Raw genomic sequence first — 20,062 nt, 5'->3', positions numbered from 1 at the left:
ACACCATGAGCGACCAGGGCGGCCGGGCGGCGCGCGAGCGGGAGGCGGCCCGCTGGTTCGACGACGAAGCGGGTCCCGTCGTCCGGCCGTACGCCATGACCCGCGGGCGCACCCGGACCGCCGCGGAGGGGCGCCTCGACCTGATCGCGCAGGTGATCGCCGAGAGCCGTGCGGCAAGGACGGCCGAGGACCGGACGCTGTCCCCGGAGCACGTCGAGATCGTCGAGCGGTGCCGGGACGCGCCGCTGTCGGTCGCCGAACTCGCGGCCGAGCTCGACCTGCCGGTCGGTGTCGTCCGGGTGCTGATCGGCGATCTGCTCGACGCCGGCCTGGTCCGGGTCAGCCGGCCGGTGCCGCCGGCCGAACTGCCGGACGAGCAGGTGCTGCGCGAGGTGATCGACGGTCTGCGGGCGCTGTGAGCGGCCGGGACGTCAGCCGCCGCCGTCGCCCTGGTCCGTGCGGCGCGGCGGCGGCCACTGCTCCCCGGCCCGGCCCGGCTCCAGCCGGGCGAGCGCCTCGGTCAGCTGGGCGACCACCTGCTCGATCTGCCGGTGGGTGGTGTGCCGCTCGGTGACGACCGCGGCGAGCAGCAGCGCGGTCAGTGCGGTGATCCCGTTGAACGCCTGCAGGGTGACCATGTTCGTGAACAGGTCGTGGTGCGCGAACGGTCCCGAGCGCTGGGCGGCGGCCACGATCGCCACCGTCGAGACCAGTAGCGCGCACGGCGCCGCGCCGGCCCGCTCGAAGCGGAACGCGGCCCAGATCAGGCACGGCGAGACGAGGAAGAGCAGGTTCATCGGGCTGCTCACGGCGAGCTCGGTGACGGCGAACGTGCAGGCCGCGAGCAGCACCCCCTCCGCCCACCGGTAGGGGTGGAAGCGGCCCCGGGGCGGCCACCGGACGGTGCTCAACAGCAGCAGCACCGGGGTGACGACCAGCACCCCCATCGCGTCCCCGGTCCACCACACCGCCCAGGCGGGCCAGAAGCCGGCGCCGGTCAGCGCCCCGGAGAGGACCAGGACCCCGCTGCCGACGGTGGCGCTCACCAGCATCCCGGTCAGGGCGCCGAGGCCCACCAGCGCCACCGCGTCGCGCAGCCGGTCCAGCCGGGTGTGGAAGTCCACCCGGCGCAGCAGCCCGTGGGAAAGCAGCGGGCCGAGCGTGTTGCCCGCCACGATGGCGCACACGACGAGGAACGACGGCCCCAGCGACACATTGACCAGGAACGCGCCCAGGGCGATGCCCGGCCACACCCGCCGCCCGAACAGCAGCAGCGCGGCCAGGGCGATCCCGGTCGGCGGCCACAGCGGGGTGACCTGCCCGCGGACCAGTTCCTGCAGCAGACCGAGCCGGGCACTGCCGTAGTAGGCACCGGCGGTGCACAGGATCTGCACGGCGAGCGCCCGGTGCCCCGCCGTGGCCGCGAGCATCCGCCCGGCCACGCTGCCGGGTCCGCTCGGCGCCTGCCCGTCCACCGCGCCCGCCTACCCGTAGGGGCCGCCGTCGTGACGGAGCACCAGTACGGCGGCGTCGTCGGTGTGCCCGGTCAGATCGGCGACCGCGACCACCTGGCCGGCCAGGTCGTCGGCCGCGGCCTCGTACGCCGCTCCGACGATGCCGGCCACCCGGGCCAGCCCCTGCTCGATCGGGTAGCTCGGCCCCTCCACCACCCCGTCGGTGAGCAGGACGAACGCCCCGGACCGGTCCAGCCGGCGGCGGGTGACGGGGTAGCGCTGGTCGGGGAAGACCCCCAGCGGCAGCCCGCCCGGGTCGGTGAGCACCTCGGTACCGGCGGCGGTGCCCCAGACCGCCGGCAGATGCCCGGCCCGGGCGCCGGCGAGCTCGCCGCAGGTCGGCTCGAACCGCAGGAAGGTGCAGGTGGCGAGGAGGTCGGAGCTCATCGACAGCAGCAGGTTGTTGGCCCGTTCCAGGACGTCGCCGGGGTCGGTGGTGGCGCCCGCGACGGCGCGCAGGCCGGTGCGGACCTGGCCCATGAAGGCGGCGGCCTCCACGTCGTGGCCCTGGACGTCGCCGATGACGAAGCCGAGGGAGCCGTCCGGCAGGGCGAAGGCGTCGTACCAGTCCCCGCCGATGTCCAGCCCGGTCTGCGCCGGGACGTAGCGGGCCGCGGTGGTCAGTCCCGGAAGGCCCGGGAGCTCCGGCGGGAGCATGTGCCGCTGCAGTTCCACGGCGAGTGCCACCCGGGCCTGCTGGAGCTTGATCCGTTCCATGACCTGGCCGGTGAGCCGGCCGAGGAGTCCCAGCAGTTCCTCGGGCGACGGTCCGGTGCCGCGGCGTCGGTTCATCGCGCACTCCGCTCCGCATGCGGCTCGCGTCTGTTCTCACCCTACGCCCGGCCGGCCGGGCACCGCCGAGCTTGTTGAGCAATGGTCAACAGGCTAGGCTCGGTGATCAGTTGTTCCGTTGTCACCGCGGCCGTGCCCCGCCGTCACCGCGGCCGGCCGCCACCGGACGAGAGGCACCACCATGCCCACCGACGCCACCCCGGCCCCGGCCCCCGCCGACTTCGAGCGCCTGGAGATCCAGGTCGGGCCGCACACCCATGACGCCCTGGCCTGCGGGCCCGCCGACGGGGACCTCGTCCTGCTGCTGCACGGCTGGCCGGAGTTCGCCGACTGCTGGAGCGAGGTGCTGCCCGCCCTGGGCGCGGCCGGCTACCGGGCCGTCGCCGTCGACCAGCGCGGTTACGCCCCCGGCGCCCGCCCGCCCCGGATCGCGGACTACGCCGTCCCCGAACTCGTCGCCGACGCCCTCGCCTTCGCCGACTCCCAGGGCGCCGGCCGCTTCCACCTGGTCTCCCACGACTGGGGCGGCATGGTCGCCTGGGCGCTGGCCGGCGCCCACCCCGAGCGGCTGAAGTCCCTGAGCGTGCTGGCCACCCCCCACCCGGAGGCCCTCAACCGGGCCGCCGCCGAGGACCCCACACAGCATCACCGCCTCGACTACGTCCGCTTCTTCCGCCGTGACGACGGCGCCGCCGAGGCGGCCCTGCTCGCCGACGACGCGGCCCGGCTGCGCGCCGTCTACGGCGGAAAGGTCCCCAAGGCGCTGGTCGACGGCAACCTCCGCCGGCTCTCGGCACCGGGCGCGCTCACCGCCACCCTCAACTGGTACCGCGCCCCCGAGTCCGTCATCTCGGTGCCGGCCGGCCGGATCGCCGTGCCCACCCTCTTCCTGTGGGGCAGCGAGGACGTCGCCCTGGGCCGGGGCGCGGCCGCGTCGACGGGGGAGTGGGTGGACGGCCCGTACCACTTCGAGGTCCTGGAGGGCGCCAGCCACTGGCTCCCCGAAGAGGTCCCCGGGCTCGTCACGCCCCCGATCCTCGACCACCTCGCCCGGCACGCCTGACGCCTGGCCGGGCCGCCACGGCCGCCCGGACCCGGCCCGGCACCGCCGTACACTGCGGGCATGTCCGGCAAGCGAGGCACCCGACTCACCCCCGACCAGCGCCGGGAGCAACTGGTCGGCATCGGGCTGGAGATGCTCGCCGACCGGGCCCTGGACGAACTGTCCACCGACGAGGTCGCCCGGCGCGCCGGCATCTCCCGCGGGCTGCTCTTCCACTACTTCGACTCCAAGCGCGACTTCTACCGCGCCGTGGTCCGCGCCGCCTGCGACCGCTTCACCGCCGCGACCGAACCGGCCGCCGGCCTGGAACCGGTCGCCTGGATGCGCGCCTTCATCGCCGGTTTCGTGGCCTACGTCCTGGAACACCGTCAGGTGTACCTCGCCCTGGTACGCGGCGCGGCGGGCAGCCACCCCGCGGTCGCCGACCTCGTCGACGAAACCCGCGCCACGGTCGCCCGCCGGGTCCGCGAGGGGCAGCGGCGGCTCGGCCTGCCCCAGGCCCCGCGGCTGGAGGTCGCCACCCGCGCCTGGATGGCCTTCGCCGAAGAGGCCGCCATCACCTGGCAGATGGCGGAGCACGGCACCGAGGAGGAGCTCTGCGCCTTCATCGAGGCCGGCCATGTGAGCCTGCTGGGCCTCCTCGACCGGCCCCAGACCCTCGCCCCGCGCTGAACGGCCGCCCCCACGGCCGTGTCCCAAGCGTGACGGATCTCAAGTGGGCGGCGCGCCGAGCACGTTGTACGGTGCCTGTGCGCCTGCTGCCCGCTCCCCACCACGCCCGGGGGCACAGACGTGAGCACCACCCGCACACCCGGCAATACAGGAGAAGGTACCCATGGTCTTCGGGCGTTCGGACCGTCGTCAGCAGACCGTCGCCGCCGACCCGGTGACGCTCAAGATCCTGGTGGCCGGCGGCTTCGGCGTCGGCAAGACCACACTGGTCGGCGCCGTCAGCGAGATCAAACCGCTGCGCACCGAGGAGCGGCTGACCGAGGCGGGCCGCCCGGTCGACGACCTCCAGGGGGTGGAGGCCAAGAACACCACCACCGTCGCCATGGACTTCGGGCGGATCACCGTCAACGACCAACTGGTCCTCTACCTCTTCGGCACCCCCGGACAGGACCGCTTCTGGTTCCTCTGGGACGAGCTCGCCCGCGGCGCGCTGGGCGCGGTGGTCCTCGCCGACACCCGCCGGCTCGCCGACAGCTTCGCCGCGATCGACTACTTCGAGCGCCGCCAACTGCCCTTCACCGTGGCCGTGAACTGCTTCGACGGCGCCGACCGCTACCCGCCCGACGCGGTCCGCGACGCCCTGGACCTCGACCCCGACGTGCCGGTGATGCTCTGCGACGCCCGGGAGCGGGACTCGGCCAGGGACGTGCTGATCGCCGTCGTCGAGCACGCGATGCGGACCGGCGGCCGGCGCCGGGAGCCCGCCCTGCCCTGACCGGGGACCAGCCGCACGGGTACGGCCCGCACCCCGCCGTCCGGGGCCCGGGCCGTACGTCCGCCGCCCGCCGCTAGGAAGCCGACGAGCCGTCCTCGGTCAGCCAGCCGAAGCTCCGCTCCACCGCCCGCCGCCAGTTGGCGTACTCGCGGTCCCGGACCGCACCGTCCATCCGCGGCACCCACTCGGTGTCGCGCTTCCAGTGGCTGCGCAGCTCGTCCAGGTCCTGCCACACACCGGTGGCCAGCCCCGCCGCGTAGGCCGCGCCCAGACAGGTGGTCTCCGAGATCACCGGCCGGATCACCGGCACGCCCAGCACATCCGCCTGATGCTGCATCAGCAGCTTGTTGGCGGTCATCCCGCCGTCCACCTTCAGCTGGGTGATCCGCACCCCGGAGTCCTGGAACATCGCGTCCACCACCTCCCGGGTCTGCCAGCTGGTCGCCTCCAGAACGGCGCGGGCCAGATGCGCCTTGGTGACGAAACCGGTCAGGCCCGTGATCACCCCGCGGGCGTCGGAGCGCCAGTACGGCGCGAAGAGACCGGAGAACGCCGGCACGATGTACGCCCCGCCGTTGTCCGGGACGCTCGCCGCCAGCTGCTCGATCTCCTCGGCCGAGGAGATGATGCCGAGCTGGTCGCGGAACCACTGCACCAGCGCACCCGTGATGGCGATGGACCCCTCCAGACAGTAGACCGGGTCCTCACCGCCCAGCTGGTAGCCCATGGTCGTCAGCAGCCCGCTCTTCGACGCCACCGGGCGGTTGCCGGTGTTCAGCAGCAGGAACGAACCGGTGCCGTAGGTGTTCTTGGCCTCGCCGACGCCGTAACAGGTCTGCCCGAAGACCGCCGCCTGCTGGTCGCCCAGCGCGGACGCCACCGGCACCCCCTGGAGCTGGCCCACCGCGGAGCCGTACACCTCCGCCGACGAGCGGATCTCCGGCAGCATCGCGGCGGGCACGTTCATTGCCGCCAGGATCGCCGGATCCCACTGCAGGGTCGCGAGGTTCATCAGCATCGTGCGGCCCGCGTTGGTCACGTCCGTGACGTGCACCCCGCCGTCGATGCCGCCGGTCAGGTTCCAGATCAGCCAGGAGTCGATGGTGCCGAACGCGATCTCGCCGCGCTCGGCACGCGCCCGCAGGCCCGGCACCTCGTCCAGCAGCCAGGCCGCCTTCGGCCCGGAGAAGTAACTCGCCAGCGGCAGACCGGTGGCCTCGCGGAACCGGTCCTGGCCGTCCGCGCCGCCCAGCTCCGCACACAGCTGCGAGGTGCGGGTGTCCTGCCAGACGATCGCGTGGTGCACCGGCCGGCCGGTGGCCCGGTCCCACAGCACGGTGGTCTCCCGCTGGTTGGTGATCCCCAGCGCGCTGAGCTGGTCGGCGCGCAGCCCCGCCTTGGTGAGCGCACCCGCCACCACGGCCTGCACCTTCGTCCAGATCTCCGTCGCGTCGTGTTCCACCCAGCCGGGCCGGGGGAAGATCTGCCGGTGCTCGCGCTGGTCCACGGCGACGATCGACCCGTCGTGGTCGAAGATGATGCAGCGGCTCGACGTGGTGCCCTGATCGATCGCGGCGACGTACTTCTCGGTGTGCTGGTTCATGCCGTCAGGCCTCCTGGCTCCGAGTGGGTACCCGGGTCGCACCCGTGGTGCGCCCGCCTTCGTGCGGCCGCACCGGTCAGAATGCCGCCTGGTGGACCAGTCCGGAGAGCACCGCGCCGATCAGCGGCCCGGCCACCGGGATCCAGGCGTAACCCCAGTCCGACGACCCCTTGTTGGGAATCGGCAGCAGGGCGTGCACCACCCGCGGACCGAGGTCCCGGGCCGGATTGATCGCGTAACCGGTCGGCCCGCCCAGCGACAGCCCGATCCCCACCACCAGCAGCGCGACCAGCAGCACATTGATGCCCGACCCGTACACCCCGGCCCGCTCGCCGGGCACCTGGCCGATCCCGATGCCCTTGTTCTCCCCGAAGAACAGCAGCGGCAGGACCAGCCCGACGGTGGCGATGACCTCGGTGACGAGATTGGCCACCGGCTTGCGGATCTCCGGGGCGGTCGAGAACACCCCCAGCGTGGGCTGCGCCTTGCCCTCCTCGGCGTTCGCGGCGAACTGCGCGTAGTACAGCGCCCAGGCCAGCACTGCCCCGATCGCCGCGCCCACCATCTGCGCCAGCACGTACACCGGCACCTTCGACCACGGCGTGCCGCCCGCGACCGCCGAGCCGACCGTCACCGCCGGATTGAGGTGCCCGCCGGACAGCGGCGCCGCGGTGTACGCCCCGGCCAGCACGCCCAGGCCCCAGCCGAAGGCGATCACGACCCAGCCGGCGCCACGTGCCTTGGAGTGGTGCAGGGTGACCGCGGCGCACACCCCCGCACCGAAGAGAATCAGGATCGCGGTACCGATCACTTCACCGACGACGATGTCCCCATTGGTATACATGGCGGCTCCTTGTCCCTGGCCCGGGGACGTCCCCCGGTCCTCCGCGGTCGGGTGCGTGCCACCGGCGGGCAGCGGGCAGCCGCTGCCACCCGGCCGGGGCGCCGGAGTGCGGCGCTGCCGACATGGCACGGGGAAGTGTTCACCCGGGCTGAGGGAGCGTCAAGGTCGCCCGCAGCAGCGGCCGTTGACCACGAACGGCGGCCCTTCCCCGTGCCGGCCGACCGCCGTCAGCCCCGTGCCCACAGCCCCTCCGGCCCGGCCGGGCCCGGCACCCGGGCCACCGCCCCCCGGCGCACCTCCGTACCCGCCGAACCCGGCCGGCCCACCACCCAGCTCGCCCCCGGCAGTGCCTTGGCCTCCTTCTTCAGCGGGGCGAGCGCGGCCGCGGCCTCGTGGTGCCCGCCGACGCTGCCCGGCGGGCACACCACCGTCGCCAGCGACAGCGTCACCGGCCGGCCGCCCGCCTCCCAGGCGACGTCCAGCAGCGCGGCCGCGAACGGCTCCAGCCCGTCCGGTTCGGCCAGCACCAGGAAGTCGTCACCGCCGATGTGGCCCACCCGGCAGGACGGCTCGTCCGCTGCGACCCCGGCCAGCGTCCGCCCCACCGAGCGGATCAGCTCATCGCCCGCCGCGAACCCCGCACCGTCGTTGACCTGCTTGAACCCGTCCACGTCCAGCCAGCTCAGCGCGAACGCCCGCCCTTCGGCGATCCGCCGGTCCACCTCCGCGTTGACCTCGTCCGAACCGGGCAGCCGGGTCAGCGGATTGAGCCGGGCCGCCTCCTCCACCCGGCTCTCCGCCAACGCCCGCAGGATGTCGGCGAGATGCACCACGCCCATGCACCGGCCCCGCTCGTCCACCACCGCCACGTCGTCCCCGGTACGCGCCCGGTCGCCCTCCGCGATCACGTCGAGCACCTGCCAGGCGGTGGCGTCCGCACCGACCGTCCGCGGCCGGTCCGCCAGCCGCAGCGCCGGCCGGTCCGCGTACAGCGCATGCCCGTACCGCCCGGACAGCGACAGCAGGAACCGGTCCCGGTCGATCGCCCGGACCGGCACCCCGTCGGTGTCCACCAGCAGCACCCCCGACACCTCGGGAAAACCCGTGAGATGGCTGCGCACCGCGCCCGCCGACGCCGTCATCGGCAACAGCGCGGCCGGCTGCAGGAACTGCGCCACCGGCGGCCCGGACGGCGGCCGGTACGTCGCCGCGGCCGGCCCGCTCACCACCGGGGACACCGACGGCGGCAGGTACACGTCGGTGGCCGGCCGCCGCGCCGGCGGGGCGAACAGATGGCCCTGCGCCAGCTGCACCCCGGCGTCCCGCACCGCCGCGTACTGCCGCTCGGTCTCCACCCCCTCGATGGCCAGCAGCCCGCCGGTCCGCTCGCACAGCTCCCGCATCGCGGCCACCACCGCCTGCCGGCCCCGGTCGGCGTCGAGGCCCGCGCACAGCGACCGGTCGAGCTTGACCAGGTCCGGTGCGAGCGCGCCGAGCAGCCGCAGCGGCAGATCGCCGTCGCCGACCCCGTCCGCGCAGATCCGGAAGCCCTCGTCCCGCAGGCCCGCCACCGACTCCAGCAGCGCCGCGCCCGGGACGTGCAGGAACGGCCCGCCGATGTCCAGGGTGACCTCCCACGGGCGCCGGCCCACCTCGTGCACGGCCTTGGTCAGCGACGTCAGCCGGGGCAGCTCGGCGACCGTGCCGGCGAAGACGTTGACGTGCAGCGGCAGCAGGGTCTCCTGGTGCGACGCCGCCCGGACCGCGAGCGCGGCCAGTTCGGCGTCCAGGTCCGGGCAGCGCCGCGCGGACGTCAGGACGTCGGCCGCACCCGGCTCGGGGCGGGCGAGTATCTCCATCGCCGCGACCGAACCGGTCGAGAGGTTCACCACGGGCTGGAAGGCGAAGCGAAGCTGGTCCGTCCACGCAGGCACGGGCAGCAGCATGCCCCGTGACGGACCGCCACGATGTGTGATTAACGCACTGTTCACGCATCCTTCCGGAGCGTACGGACGGCTGCCCCCGCAACGCACACACCGCGTTCGACCGGGCGCGATACGCCGGCCGGCCGCGCCGCCGAGGACCCGGCCGGCCCGGACGAGAAGAACGGACTGGACCGTGCCGCACCCCGATTGCTATGTTGTTCTCGCCCCGAGAAAGACTCAGGGTGAGAACAACCGCTGGGGGGTGACGGTCATGACCGGAAAGGGACGGCGCGCCAAGCAAGTCGGCACCGACCGCGGCGACGACAGCGCCTTCCTCGCCGCCTACGACCCCCGGGACTTCCCCGCCATCGCCGTGACCGTCGACATCGTCGCGCTCACCCTGCGCGGCGGCGCGCTGCACGTCCTGCTCGTCGAACGCGGCGGCCGCCCCTTCCGCGGCGCCTGGGCCCTGCCCGGCGGCTTCGTCCGCGCCGGCCAGGAGTCCCTCGACGCCGCCGCGGCCCGCGAACTCGCCGAGGAAACCGGCCTGGACGCCGCCCACCTGGAACGCGTCCACCTCGAACAGCTCGGCTCCTACGGCGAACCGGCCCGCGACCCGCGGATGCCGGTCGTCACCGTCGCCTACCTCGCCTTCGCCCCCGACCTCCCCGAGGCCCGCGGCGGCGGCGACGCGACCGCCGCGGCCTGGATCCCGGTCTCCCGGCTCGCCCTCGGCGCGTGCCAGGACGGCCGTACGGACCGGACGCCGCCCCGGGGGAGCGCGGCCGGGGACCGGGACCGTACGGCAGGGACCTCCGGCGAACCGGACGCGGCCCGCCCGCGTCCCTCACAGCAGGGTCCGGGGCACGGGATCGACGGGGGTGATTCCGTGCCCCGGACCCCGGACGGCACCGCGCCGGGGCCGGACGCACCGGCCCCGCTGCCGCTCGCCTTCGACCACGCCAGGATCGTCGCCGACGGCCTGGACCGCGCCCGCGCCAAGATCGAGTACACCCCGCTGGCCACCGCCTTCCTCGGCGAGGAATTCACCATCGCCGAACTCCGCGGCGTCTACGAATCCGTCTGGGGCAGCCCGCTGCACGCCGGCAACTTCCACCGCAAGGTGCTCTCCGTCCCCGGCTTCGTCGAGCCCACCGGCGCCACCGCGGCCCGCGGAGGAGCCCGCGGCGGCCCGCGTGCCCGCCTCTACCGGGCGGGCGACGCCGCCCTGCTGCACCCTGCCCTGCTGCGCCCGGACCGGGACGGTTCCTGACGGCACCGCGCCCGGTCACGTCCCGCCAGGTCAGCCGCGCGGCCGGTGCCCGGTCAGCGACCGGCGGGACACCGGGAAGTCGAAGTAGGTGTCCGGGAACGTCTCCGGGGTGAAGGTGTAATGCCACCACTCCGCCGCATAGTTGACGAACCCCGCCCGCTCCAGGCCGTCCTTGAGCAGCAGCCGGTTCGCCCGCTGCACGCCCGCGATCCGCGGGTCGAGGGTGTGCGCCAGGGTGTCGAAGCAGTCGAACCCGGTCCCCATGTCCAGCGAGTTGTCCGGGAAGCGGGCCGCCCGCGGCCCGTAACAGGGCGTCAGCGGCTCACCCGGCACATACGGGCGGGTGGGCAGCGCGGGCAGACGCACCAGCGTCAGATCGACGGTACTGCCCCGGCTGTGCCCGGACTTCTCGGCGATATAGCCGTCCCGGAACAGCGTCGACTTGTCGACCCGCGGATAGAACTCGCCCTTCATCCGCTGGTCACCGAGGTCCTCCGCCCACGCCACGAAGTGGTTCACGGCGCGCTGCGGCCGGTAGCAGTCGTACACCTTGAGGGAGTAGCCCCGGCGCAGGAACGCGCGCTGCGCCCGGTGCAGCGCCCACGCCGCATCCCTGGTCAGCAGGCAGATCGGCGCCCGGTAGCCGGTCACCGCGACGCCCATGAAGTTGTGCGGGGTCGCGTAACGCATCTCCTGGAGGACGGTGGGATCGATGTCCCGCAGGGCGACGAACTCCCCGGGTGCCCTGGGGTCGTGGGCCGACGTGGACGGCGGGGCGGGCCGGGCGGCCGGGGCCGCCGTGGCGGGGGAGAGCGCGGTGACGGCCAGCAGGGCGGCGGCAGCGGCGACGGTGGCGGCGCCGCGCAGCGCGGCAGCGAGTATCGGTCTCGGCATGGCCCCCGTCTATCAGGCGCGGCGGCCCGGCGGAAGACCCCGATCACCGGCCCGCAGCCCTGGGGCGGGGACCGGCCTCCCGCGTCACCCGTCCGCCCCCGCCGGCACCTCCTCCGCCAGCCCCCGCACCCGTACGCGATACCCCACCGCGCCCCCGTCCCGCCGCTCCACGACCACCCGGCCGTCTGCCTCCCGCCGCGTCACGAAGCGCTCCACCGTGGGCCGTTGCCAGCCGTCCCCGGCGTCCGGAACCACCAGCCCGCCGCCCTCCCGGCCGGCCACCGGAGCCCACACCTCCAGCTCCGTCCCCCCGTCCCCGTCCGCCACCGGAAGCACCGCCCCCGCCCGCGCCAGCACCGGAATCCGCGACAGCGGCGCGTCCACCCACACCTGCCCGGGCCCCTCGTAGGCCCGCCCGGTCGCGGTGTCGTACCACCGCCCGCGCGGCAGCCGCACCGCCCGCCGGGTCACCCCCGCCTGCAGCACCGGCGCCACCAGCAGCGCGTCCCCCAGCAAGAACGCGTCCCCGCAGTCCCGCAGCGCCCGGTCCCGCGGCGAACTCCACCACACCGGGCGCACATACGGTGCCCCCGCCAGCCGCGCCAACTGGCCCAGCGTCACGAAGTACGGCAGCAACCGCTCCCGCTCGCGCAGCGCCGCGCGGGCGTGGTCGAGCGCGGCTATACCGAACTCCCACGGCTCCCGGCGGCCCGCCCACACCGCGGAATGCGTCCGGAACAGCGGGAGGTAGGCGGCCAGTTGGAACCAGCGCACATACAGCTCCGGCGACGGCACCCCGGAGAACCCGCCGACGTCCGGGCCGCTGTACGGCACCCCGCACAACCCCAGCCCCAGGACGAGCGACAGCGAGGCCCGCAGCCCCTCCCACCCCGTCGCGACATCCCCCGACCAGGTGCCCCCGTACCTCTGGAGCCCCGCCCAGCCGGCCCGCGAGAACAGGAACGGCCGCTCGTCCGGCCGCAGTTCACACAGCCCCTCGAACCCCGCCCGGGCCATCGCCAGCCCGTAGACGTTGTGCGCCTCCCGGTGGTCCCCGCCCCGGCCCTCCAGCGCGTGCCGGGCCGACCGCGGCAGCGTCTGCTCCCCGAAGGGCGCGAACGACACCGGCTCGTTCATGTCGTGCCAGAACCCCGAGAAACCCTGCGCCAGCCGCTCCGCGTACAGCGCACCCCACCACTTGCGCACCCGCGCATCGGTGAAATCCGGGTACACCGACTCACCCGGCCACACCACCCCGCGCACCTCCCGCCCCCGCGCGTCCCGTACGAAGGCATCGGCCGCCGCCCCGCCCTCGTAGACCGCGTCCCCCGGCTCCGCCTTCACCGCCGGGTCCACGATCGACACCAGCCGCACCCCGTCGGCCCGCAACTCCCGTGCCAGGCCCGGCAGATCGGGATAGCGCGCACGGTCCACGGTGAAGCCCCGGTGGCGGTCGAAGTGGTCGATGTCCAGATGGACGGCCGTCAGCGGAAGCTCCCGCTCCTTGTAGCCGGCCACGATCCGGCGCACCTCGTCCTGGCCGCCGAACCCCCACCGGGCATGCTGGTACCCCAGCGCCCACCGGGGCGGCAGCGCCGGCGCCCCCGTCAGCGCCGTCCACATCTGCAGCACCCGGGCCGGCGTCCCGGCCAGCACCCAGTAGCGCAGCGGCCCGCCGTCCATCCGCAGCTCACACGTGCCCGGCCGGTCGTGCCCGGAACCGGCGCCCTCCGCACCCTCGCGCAGCAGCACCCGGCCGTCCCATGAATTGTCGTGAAAAACCAGATGTGTTCCGGCGTCCGCCACCACCAACTGCACCGGCATCGTCAGCGACAGCGGATCGTCCCCCGGCACGAACGCGCCGCCCGGATCGGTGTTCCACAACCGGTAGGAACCGTCCCGCAGCCGCGGCCCGTGTGCCCGGCCGCCCAGCCCGAAGAACCGCGCATCGGCCGCCACCTCGGACCGCTGCACCCACCGCGACCCGTCGCCGCCCTCCGGCCCCCCGGCCCGCTCACCCGCCCCGTCCGGCCCCGCCGTACGGTCCCACCAGCGCGGTGGCAGTTCCCGCCGCAGCACCGCCCCGCCCGGCGTGCGCACCTCCACCGCACCGTGCCGGGACACCGCCACCAGCACCCGCTCGGACACCACCCGCCAGCCGCCCTCCGTATCGGGCTCCAGCACCGCCCGCGCGTCCACCTCGGGACACGCCCCGGCCAGCGCGTACGACGGCTCCGGCCCGGCACCGCCCCAGCCGCAGAACACCGCACCACCGGTCGCCACCCGCACCCGCAGCGACGACCGCGCGAAGTGGATCACCCCGCCGCCCGGCTGCGGCTCCGCCCCCGTGGCCGCCCCCGGCACCCGCGCCCGCTCCGGCGCACGCGCCGGCAACGCCACCGCATCCGCCCGCCGCGCCCGCCACGCCGCGCGCACGGAGCGGAGCCCCTGCGCCGGCCCGACCGCCCTGACCACCCGTACCGATCGCACCAGATCACGCCCGTCCATGCCGGTCAGCCTGCCATTGCCGCCCGGGCGGGCGGGCATCGTTCAACTGCCGTTCACCTGCACGGGGTCACGCTCGGCCACGCCGAGGCCCGGGGTGGGGCGGCCGGTGGCCGGAATCCGCCCGCGCCGCCCCGGCCACGTAGGCCCACCACATTCCGCACCCCCCGAATGTGGGCGGTCGGCCCTGGTGCACAAGACGATCACATGGCATCGTCCAGACAAGCCGTGTCACGCGCACACGTCAGGCCGGGAGACCCCCACCATGGTGCGCGCCCGGCGCATACGCCGCGTACCACCCGGGAGCCGCCTCATGACCACCGCACCGCACTCCGCCCACCGGCCGGAACCCCTCTGGCAGCCCGGCCCGGACCGGATCGCCGGCGCACAGGTCACCCGCTTCCACACCTGGGCCGCCGCCCGCCACGGCGCCCCCGCCCCCACCCCGGGCGACCCCGCCACGAGCTACGCCGACCTGCACCGCTGGTCCGTCGACGACCTCCCCGCCTTCTGGCGCGCCGTCGCCGCCTGGTTCGACGTCCGGTTCGCCACCCCCTACGAGACCGTGCTCGCCGACCGCGCGATGCCCGGCGCCCGCTGGTTCCCCGGCGCCACCCTCAACTACGCCGAACACGCCCTGCGCGCCGGCGAGGACCCGGCCCGCGCCGACACCCCCGCCCTGCTGTACGTCGACGAGACCCACGAACCGGCCCCCGTCACCTGGCGGCAGCTGCGCGCCCAGGTCGGCTCGCTGGCCGCCGAACTCCGCCGCCTCGGCGTCCGCCCCGGCGACCGCGTCAGCGGCTACCTCCCCAACGTCCCGCAGGCCGTCGTCGCCCTGCTCGCCACCGCCGCGGTCGGCGGCGTCTGGACCTCCTGCGCCCCCGACTTCGGCGCCCGCAGCGTCCTGGACCGCTTCCAGCAGATCGAACCGGTCGTCCTGTTCACCGTCGACGGCTACCGCTACGGCGGCAAGGAACACGACCGCCGCGACACCGTCACCGAACTCCGCGCCGAACTCCCCACCCTGCGCGCCGTCGTCCACATCCCCCTGCTCGGCACCCCCGCCCCCGAGGGCGCCCTCAACTGGTCGGACCTGACCGGAAACGACACCGAACCGGTCTACGAACAGCTTCCCTTCGACCACCCCCTCTGGGTGCTGTACTCCTCCGGCACCACCGGCCTGCCCAAGGCCATCGTCCAGTCCCAGGGCGGCATCCTCCTCGAACACCTCAAACAGACCGGCCTGCACTGCGACCTCGGCCCCGACGACCGGTTCTTCTGGTACACCTCCACCGGCTGGATGATGTGGAACTTCCTCGTCGCCGGCCTCCTGGTCGGCGCCACGATCGTCCTCTACGACGGCAGCCCCGGACACCCCGACATCGCCGCCCAATGGCGGGTCGCCGAGGCCACCCGCGCCACCGTCTTCGGCACATCCGCCGCATACGTCATGGCCTGCCGCAAGGCCGGCATCCACCCCGCCCGCGACCTCGACCTCTCCGCCGTCACCTGCGTCGCCACCACCGGCTCCCCGCTCCCCCCGGACGGCTTCCGCTGGCTGCACGACTCCTTCGCGGAGAGCGGCGCGGACCTGTGGACCGCCTCCGTCAGCGGCGGCACCGACGTCTGCAGCTGCTTCGCCGGCGCCGTCCCCACCCTCCCGGTCCACATCGGCGAACTCCAGGCCCCCTGCCTCGGCACCGACCTGCAGGCCTGGGACCCGCAGGGCAAGCCCGTCATCGACGAGGTCGGCGAACTCGTCGTCACCAACCCCATGCCGTCCATGCCCACCCGCTTCTGGAACGACCCCGACGGCACCCGCTACCACGACAGCTACTTCGACATGTACCCCGGCGTCTGGCGGCACGGCGACTGGATCACCGTCACCTCCCGCGGCAGCGTCATCATCCACGGACGCTCCGACTCCACCCTCAACCGCCAGGGCGTCCGGATGGGCTCCGCCGACATCTACGAAGCCGTCGAACGCCTCCCCGAGATCCGCGAATCCCTCGTCATCGGCCTGGAACTCCCCGACGGCGGCTACTGGATGCCGCTCTTCGTCCACCTCGCCCCGGGCGCCACCCTCGACGACGCGCTCCGCGACCGCATCAAGCGCACCATCCGCGAACAGCTCTCCCCGCGCCACGTCCCCGACGACATCATCGAGGCCCCCGGCGTCCCGCACACCCTCACCGGCAAGCGCATCGAAGTGCCCGTCAAACGCCTCCTCCAGGGCACCCCGCTCGACAAGGCCGTCAACCCCGGCTCGGTCGACAACCTCGAACTCCTCCGCTTCTACGAGCAGGTGGCCCGCGACCGAGCTCGGTAACACCCCGGGCCGCCGCCGGATCCGGACCCGCCGACCCGCACCCGGGCCCGGCGCCGGACGCCGTTGTCAGACCCCCCGATTACTCTCGGTGACGAGTGGACGCCGGGCCGTGCACCCGCCCGGCCCGGCGGCCACTCCGCAACCGACACCACCGAGGGGGAACCATGACCACCACATCCCGGCCCACCGACCCGGCCGCCGCCCGCCGCAGCCTGCGCCGCGAAATGCCCGGCGCCGCCGCCGTCCTCGCCGACGAGCGCGACTTCACCGCCATGCGCCGGTACGCCAGCTTCCCGTTCGACGACCACGCCGGCTACCTCCGCCAGATGGAGACCCTGCTGCGCACCCGCGCCGCCCAGGGCGTCCTCACCACCGTCGGCCTCTTCGACCCGGCCGCCTACGCGCGGTACTGCGCCGACCGCTCCCTGGACCCCGACCGGCCCGACAGCCGCAGCCGCTACACCGCCGAAGTGGCCCGCACCGGCGCCACCGTCACCTACGACGGCGAGCCGCTGACCCAGCTCCTCCCGTTACTCGCCGCCGAGGCCGACCGCCAGGCGACCTGGGACCACGCCACCGCCCTGCTCACCCGAGCCGGCCGCTGCGAGACCTGCGGCGCCGACCTCGCCCACGCCGCCTTCACCCGCGCCGGCCAGGCCGTCCAAGGCATCCTCGACGCCCTCGGCGACGGCACCCACCACCTCGTCTGCTCCATCGCCGCCGACGATCCACCCCTGCTCGCCGTCCTGCACGCCGGCCGCCGCCCCGGCGCCCGCCCCCGGCTCGACGAACACGAAGCCCTGGTCTTCTGCACGGTCCTCGCCGCCGGCCTCGCCCTGCGCACCCCCGGCGGCATCGTCTCCCGCAGCACCCCCGACCCCGACGACACCGCGTCCGACCCGGCCGATGACACCAATGGCGACCCGGCCACCCACCCGATCCGCGGCACATCGCGCGACACACCCCGCGACACGGTCCGCGGCTGGTCCCTGCGCGCCGCCTGGCCGCACGCCCTCAGCGCCGGCGAGGTCTTCACCGCCTACTGCACCGACGCCGACAGCGGCGAGCCCGTCCCACCCGAACCAGGCGTCAGCTACGCCCCCGGCCTGCCCGTGACACCCCCGCCCGACCACCCCTGCCACCCCTGACCGGCCACCGGACACCGGAACACAAAAGAACGGCCGCCCCGCCACACAGGCGGGACGGCCGTCAGGCCCGTGCGGCGCCGCGCGCCGCCCGGCCTCACTCCCCGGAGAGCACCGCCTGCGCGGCCGCCCGCGCGTCCTCGGCGGTGTCCGCCGCACGCGCCGCGGCCGCCGCACGCTCGCACTGCGCCAGCGTGTGCTTGGCCAGCGTCGCCCGCACATAAGGAAGCGACGCCGCACCCATCGAAAGGCTGGTGACACCGAGCCCCGTCAGCACACACGCCAGGAGCGGATCCGAGGCCGCCTCACCACAGACACCACAGCTCTTGCCCTCGGCCTTCGCGGCCTCGGCCGACAGCGCCACCAGATCCAGCAGCGCCGGCTGCCACGGATCCTGCAGCCGCGACACCGCGCCCACCTGACGGTCCGCCGCGAAGGTGTACTGCGCCAGGTCATTGGTCCCCAGCGAAAGGAACTCCACCTCCTGCAGGATCGACCGCGCCCGCAGAGCCGCCGACGGAATCTCCACCATCGCGCCGAACTTCGCCCGCAGCCCCGCCGCACGGCAGGCATCCGCGAACGCCTTGGCGTCGGTCCGGTCCGCCACCATCGGCGCCATGACCTCGAGGTAGACCGGCAGCCCCTCGGCGGCCTTCGCCAGCGCGGAGAGCTGCGTCCGCAGCACCTCGGGGTGGTCGAGCAGGGTGCGCAGACCCCGCACGCCCAGCGCCGGGTTCGGCTCGTCGGCCGGCGTCAGGAAGTCCAGCGGCTTGTCGGCACCGGCATCCAGCACGCGCACGACCACGCGCCCCTCCGGAAAGGCCTCCAGCACCTTCCGGTACGCCTCGACCTGCTTCTCCTCGGACGGCGCCTGCTTGCTGTCGTCCAGGAACAGGAACTCCGTACGGAAGAGCCCGACGCCCTCCGCCCCGGCCTCGACCGCGGCATCCACATCACCCGGGCCACCGACGTTCGCCAGCAGCGGCACCTTGTGCCCGTCGGAGGTGGCGCCCGGACCGGACGACGCGGCCAGCGCCGCCTTCCGCTCCGCCGCGGCCCGCTCCAGCTCCGCCCGCTTCGCCGGGCCCGGCTCCACGAAGATCTCCCCGGTGCTGCCGTCGACGGCGATCACCGTGCCCTCGACCAGCTCACCCGCACCCGGCAGCGCGACCACGGCCGGCACCCCCAGCGCCCGCGCGAGAATCGCACTGTGACTGGTCGGCCCGCCCTCCTCGGTCACGAAACCGAGCACCAGCGAGGGGTCCAGCAGAGCCGTGTCGGCCGGCGCCAGGTCCCGCGCGATCAGCACATACGGCTCATCGCTGTCCGGCACACCCGGCATCGGCACGCCCAGCAGCCGCGCCACGATCCGATTGCGCACATCATCAAGGTCCGCGACCCGCCCCGCGAGGTACTCCCCGGCACCGGCGAGCAGCGCCCGGTAGGCCGCGAACGCGTCGTACACCGCACGCTCGGCGGTGCTGCCCACGGCGACCCGCCGCTCGACGTCCGCCATCAGCTCCGGGTCCTGCGCCATCAGCGCCTGGGCCTCCAGCACGGCCTGCGCCTCACCACCGGCCAGGTTCCCGCGCGCTATCAGGTCGGCGGCCACCGCCTCGACGGCCTGGCGGGCGCGCCCCTGTTCGCGCTCCGCCTCCTCCGCCGGGATCTGCTTGGCCGGCGGCTCCAGCACCGCCGTACCCATGTGCCGCACCTCGCCAATGGCCACACCGTGGCTCACCCCGACGCCCCGCAGCGTTGTCTCCATTGCACCCGTCTCCGGTTGTGATGCGACGGCCCGGGCCGTCGCGATGAATGTCGTACCTGCCGTCCGCGACGGCGCCCGGCCTACTGCCAGGAGAAGAGCTGGTCGCCGGCCTTCACATCGCCGTCCTCGCGCACCTCACCGAGCGCGTCGGCGGTGGCCTCCAGCGCGACGACCGGGCACACCGGGGACTTGCCGGCCGCCTCGACCGCGGCGGGGTCCCAGCGCACGATCTCCTGACCGCGGGTCACGTTGTCACCCTTGTTCACGAGCAGCTCGAAGCCCTCGCCATTGAGCTGAACGGTGTCGATACCGAGGTGCGTGAGCACACCGTGGCCCTCGGGGTCCACGACGACAAAGGCGTGCGGGTGCAGCGACACGACGACACCGTCCACGGGGGAGACGGCGGCGGACGGCTCACGAACGGGATCGATGGCGGTACCGGGTCCCACCATCGCTCCGGAGAACACCGGGTCGGGCACTGCCGCGAGTCCGATGGCGCGTCCGGCGAGCGGGGACGTCACGGTGGTCATGGGAAGCCTCCCAGGGGTGGAGATTCATCAGGCCGCCGTCACTACCTGTCCTGGACGGCGCACCGTTCAGAGCGTAAGTCATAAGAATCGACGCTTCCGCATGACAGAGGCCGGTTGCACCCCGCGAGTCCCGCTGAATCGATTTGCCTCGCCCACAGCAGAGCTGTACTGTCTGAGACCTGCCCCGGACAGCCAGCCGCAATCAACTGCGGCCCGGCCGAGGTGGGCGGCACTCTCAGCGTCTTGATCGCGACTCAAGAATTGAGCGCTTCTGCATGCCTGCAGAAAAGCGGCGGTTCGAAAGCCCGAAAAGGCCTGATAGAGTGTGAAACACCGAAGGGAAGCGCCCGGAGGAAGCCCGAGAGGGAGTCCAAAGGAAGCGTCCGTTCCTTGAGAACTCAACAGCGTGCCAAAAGTCAACGCCAGA

16 protein-coding genes are annotated in these 20,062 nt (G+C 74.1%); 7 read left to right on the top strand and 9 right to left on the bottom strand.

The window, feature by feature from the left end:
- The first annotated feature begins 5 nt into the window (after positions 1-5).
- Entirely contained in the window at positions 6-419 is a 414-nt protein-coding gene (locus ACGF4C_RS35430) for a DUF742 domain-containing protein (protein WP_030416097.1), read from the top strand.
- Positions 420-431: 12 nt separating this feature from the next.
- Here the strand turns inward: ACGF4C_RS35430 and ACGF4C_RS35425 are convergent, their stop codons facing one another.
- Both ACGF4C_RS35425 and ACGF4C_RS35420 read right to left on the bottom strand, forming a co-directional pair.
- A complete protein-coding gene (locus tag ACGF4C_RS35425) occupies positions 432-1,430 on the bottom strand; it encodes an MASE1 domain-containing protein (RefSeq protein WP_393572212.1) in 999 nt (332 codons plus the stop codon).
- A 54-nt stretch (positions 1,431-1,484) separates the two neighbouring features.
- The gene (locus ACGF4C_RS35420) at positions 1,485-2,306 is read right to left on the bottom strand and encodes a PP2C family protein-serine/threonine phosphatase (protein ID WP_393572162.1); all 822 of its coding nucleotides are present in this window, start codon (positions 2,304-2,306) and stop codon (positions 1,485-1,487) included.
- Positions 2,307-2,487: 181 nt separating this feature from the next.
- On the opposite strand from ACGF4C_RS35420, the gene ACGF4C_RS35415 reads away from it, so the two are divergent.
- The 3 genes from ACGF4C_RS35415 (at position 2,488) to ACGF4C_RS35405 (ending at position 4,816) form a co-directional block, all read left to right on the top strand.
- Positions 2,488-3,369: an alpha/beta fold hydrolase gene (locus ACGF4C_RS35415; RefSeq protein ID WP_393572160.1), complete on the top strand. Its 882-nt coding sequence runs from the start codon at positions 2,488-2,490 to the stop codon at positions 3,367-3,369.
- Between the two features lie 60 nt (positions 3,370-3,429).
- Complete coding sequence (locus ACGF4C_RS35410) at positions 3,430-4,041, top strand: TetR/AcrR family transcriptional regulator (RefSeq protein ID WP_030416101.1); 612 nt, start codon at positions 3,430-3,432, stop codon at positions 4,039-4,041.
- A gap of 163 nt (positions 4,042-4,204) precedes the next feature.
- Entirely contained in the window at positions 4,205-4,816 is a 612-nt protein-coding gene (locus ACGF4C_RS35405) for an ATP/GTP-binding protein (RefSeq protein WP_393572158.1), read from the top strand.
- A 73-nt stretch (positions 4,817-4,889) separates the two neighbouring features.
- Here ACGF4C_RS35405 and glpK read toward each other — a convergent pair whose 3' ends face one another.
- From glpK to ACGF4C_RS35390, 3 genes are all read right to left on the bottom strand, one after another.
- A complete protein-coding gene (gene glpK, locus ACGF4C_RS35400; protein ID WP_393572156.1) occupies positions 4,890-6,419 on the bottom strand; it encodes a glycerol kinase GlpK in 1,530 nt (509 codons plus the stop codon).
- A gap of 76 nt (positions 6,420-6,495) precedes the next feature.
- On the bottom strand, positions 6,496-7,263 hold the full coding sequence (locus tag ACGF4C_RS35395) for an MIP/aquaporin family protein (RefSeq protein WP_393572154.1): 768 nt from the start codon (positions 7,261-7,263) through the stop codon (positions 6,496-6,498).
- Between the two features lie 227 nt (positions 7,264-7,490).
- Complete coding sequence (locus tag ACGF4C_RS35390; protein WP_393572152.1) at positions 7,491-9,197, bottom strand: EAL domain-containing protein; 1,707 nt, start codon at positions 9,195-9,197, stop codon at positions 7,491-7,493.
- Positions 9,198-9,555: 358 nt separating this feature from the next.
- On the opposite strand from ACGF4C_RS35390, the gene ACGF4C_RS35385 reads away from it, so the two are divergent.
- On the top strand, positions 9,556-10,461 hold the full coding sequence (locus tag ACGF4C_RS35385; RefSeq protein WP_393572210.1) for an NUDIX domain-containing protein: 906 nt from the start codon (positions 9,556-9,558) through the stop codon (positions 10,459-10,461).
- Positions 10,462-10,491: 30 nt separating this feature from the next.
- Here the strand turns inward: ACGF4C_RS35385 and ACGF4C_RS35380 are convergent, their stop codons facing one another.
- Positions 10,492-11,355, bottom strand: coding sequence for a M15 family metallopeptidase (locus ACGF4C_RS35380; protein WP_393572150.1), 864 nt, complete (start codon positions 11,353-11,355; stop codon positions 10,492-10,494).
- Between the two features lie 84 nt (positions 11,356-11,439).
- Entirely contained in the window at positions 11,440-13,863 is a 2,424-nt protein-coding gene (locus ACGF4C_RS35375) for a glycoside hydrolase family 31 protein (RefSeq protein WP_393572148.1), read from the bottom strand.
- Positions 13,864-14,173: 310 nt separating this feature from the next.
- On the opposite strand from ACGF4C_RS35375, the gene ACGF4C_RS35370 reads away from it, so the two are divergent.
- Together ACGF4C_RS35370 and ACGF4C_RS35365 are read left to right on the top strand one after the other, a co-directional pair.
- Positions 14,174-16,192 (top strand): acetoacetate--CoA ligase, encoded by a 2,019-nt coding sequence (locus ACGF4C_RS35370; protein ID WP_393572146.1) that lies wholly within the window; start codon positions 14,174-14,176, stop codon positions 16,190-16,192.
- Between the two features lie 164 nt (positions 16,193-16,356).
- Positions 16,357-17,340: a hypothetical protein gene (locus ACGF4C_RS35365; protein WP_393572143.1), complete on the top strand. Its 984-nt coding sequence runs from the start codon at positions 16,357-16,359 to the stop codon at positions 17,338-17,340.
- A gap of 94 nt (positions 17,341-17,434) precedes the next feature.
- Here the strand turns inward: ACGF4C_RS35365 and ptsP are convergent, their stop codons facing one another.
- Positions 17,435-19,105 (bottom strand): phosphoenolpyruvate--protein phosphotransferase, encoded by a 1,671-nt coding sequence (gene ptsP, locus ACGF4C_RS35360; RefSeq protein ID WP_393572141.1) that lies wholly within the window; start codon positions 19,103-19,105, stop codon positions 17,435-17,437.
- A gap of 80 nt (positions 19,106-19,185) precedes the next feature.
- Positions 19,186-19,635: a PTS glucose transporter subunit IIA gene (locus tag ACGF4C_RS35355; RefSeq protein WP_393572139.1), complete on the bottom strand. Its 450-nt coding sequence runs from the start codon at positions 19,633-19,635 to the stop codon at positions 19,186-19,188.
- Positions 19,636-20,062: the final 427 nt, after the last annotated feature.

The organism is Streptomyces sp. NPDC048197 (assembly GCF_043202395.1).
GTDB lineage: Bacteria > Actinomycetota > Actinomycetes > Streptomycetales > Streptomycetaceae > Streptomyces > Streptomyces siderophoricus.
The sequence above is the reverse complement of the archived record's forward strand: the minus strand, read 5'-3'. Positions and strand labels throughout refer to the sequence as shown.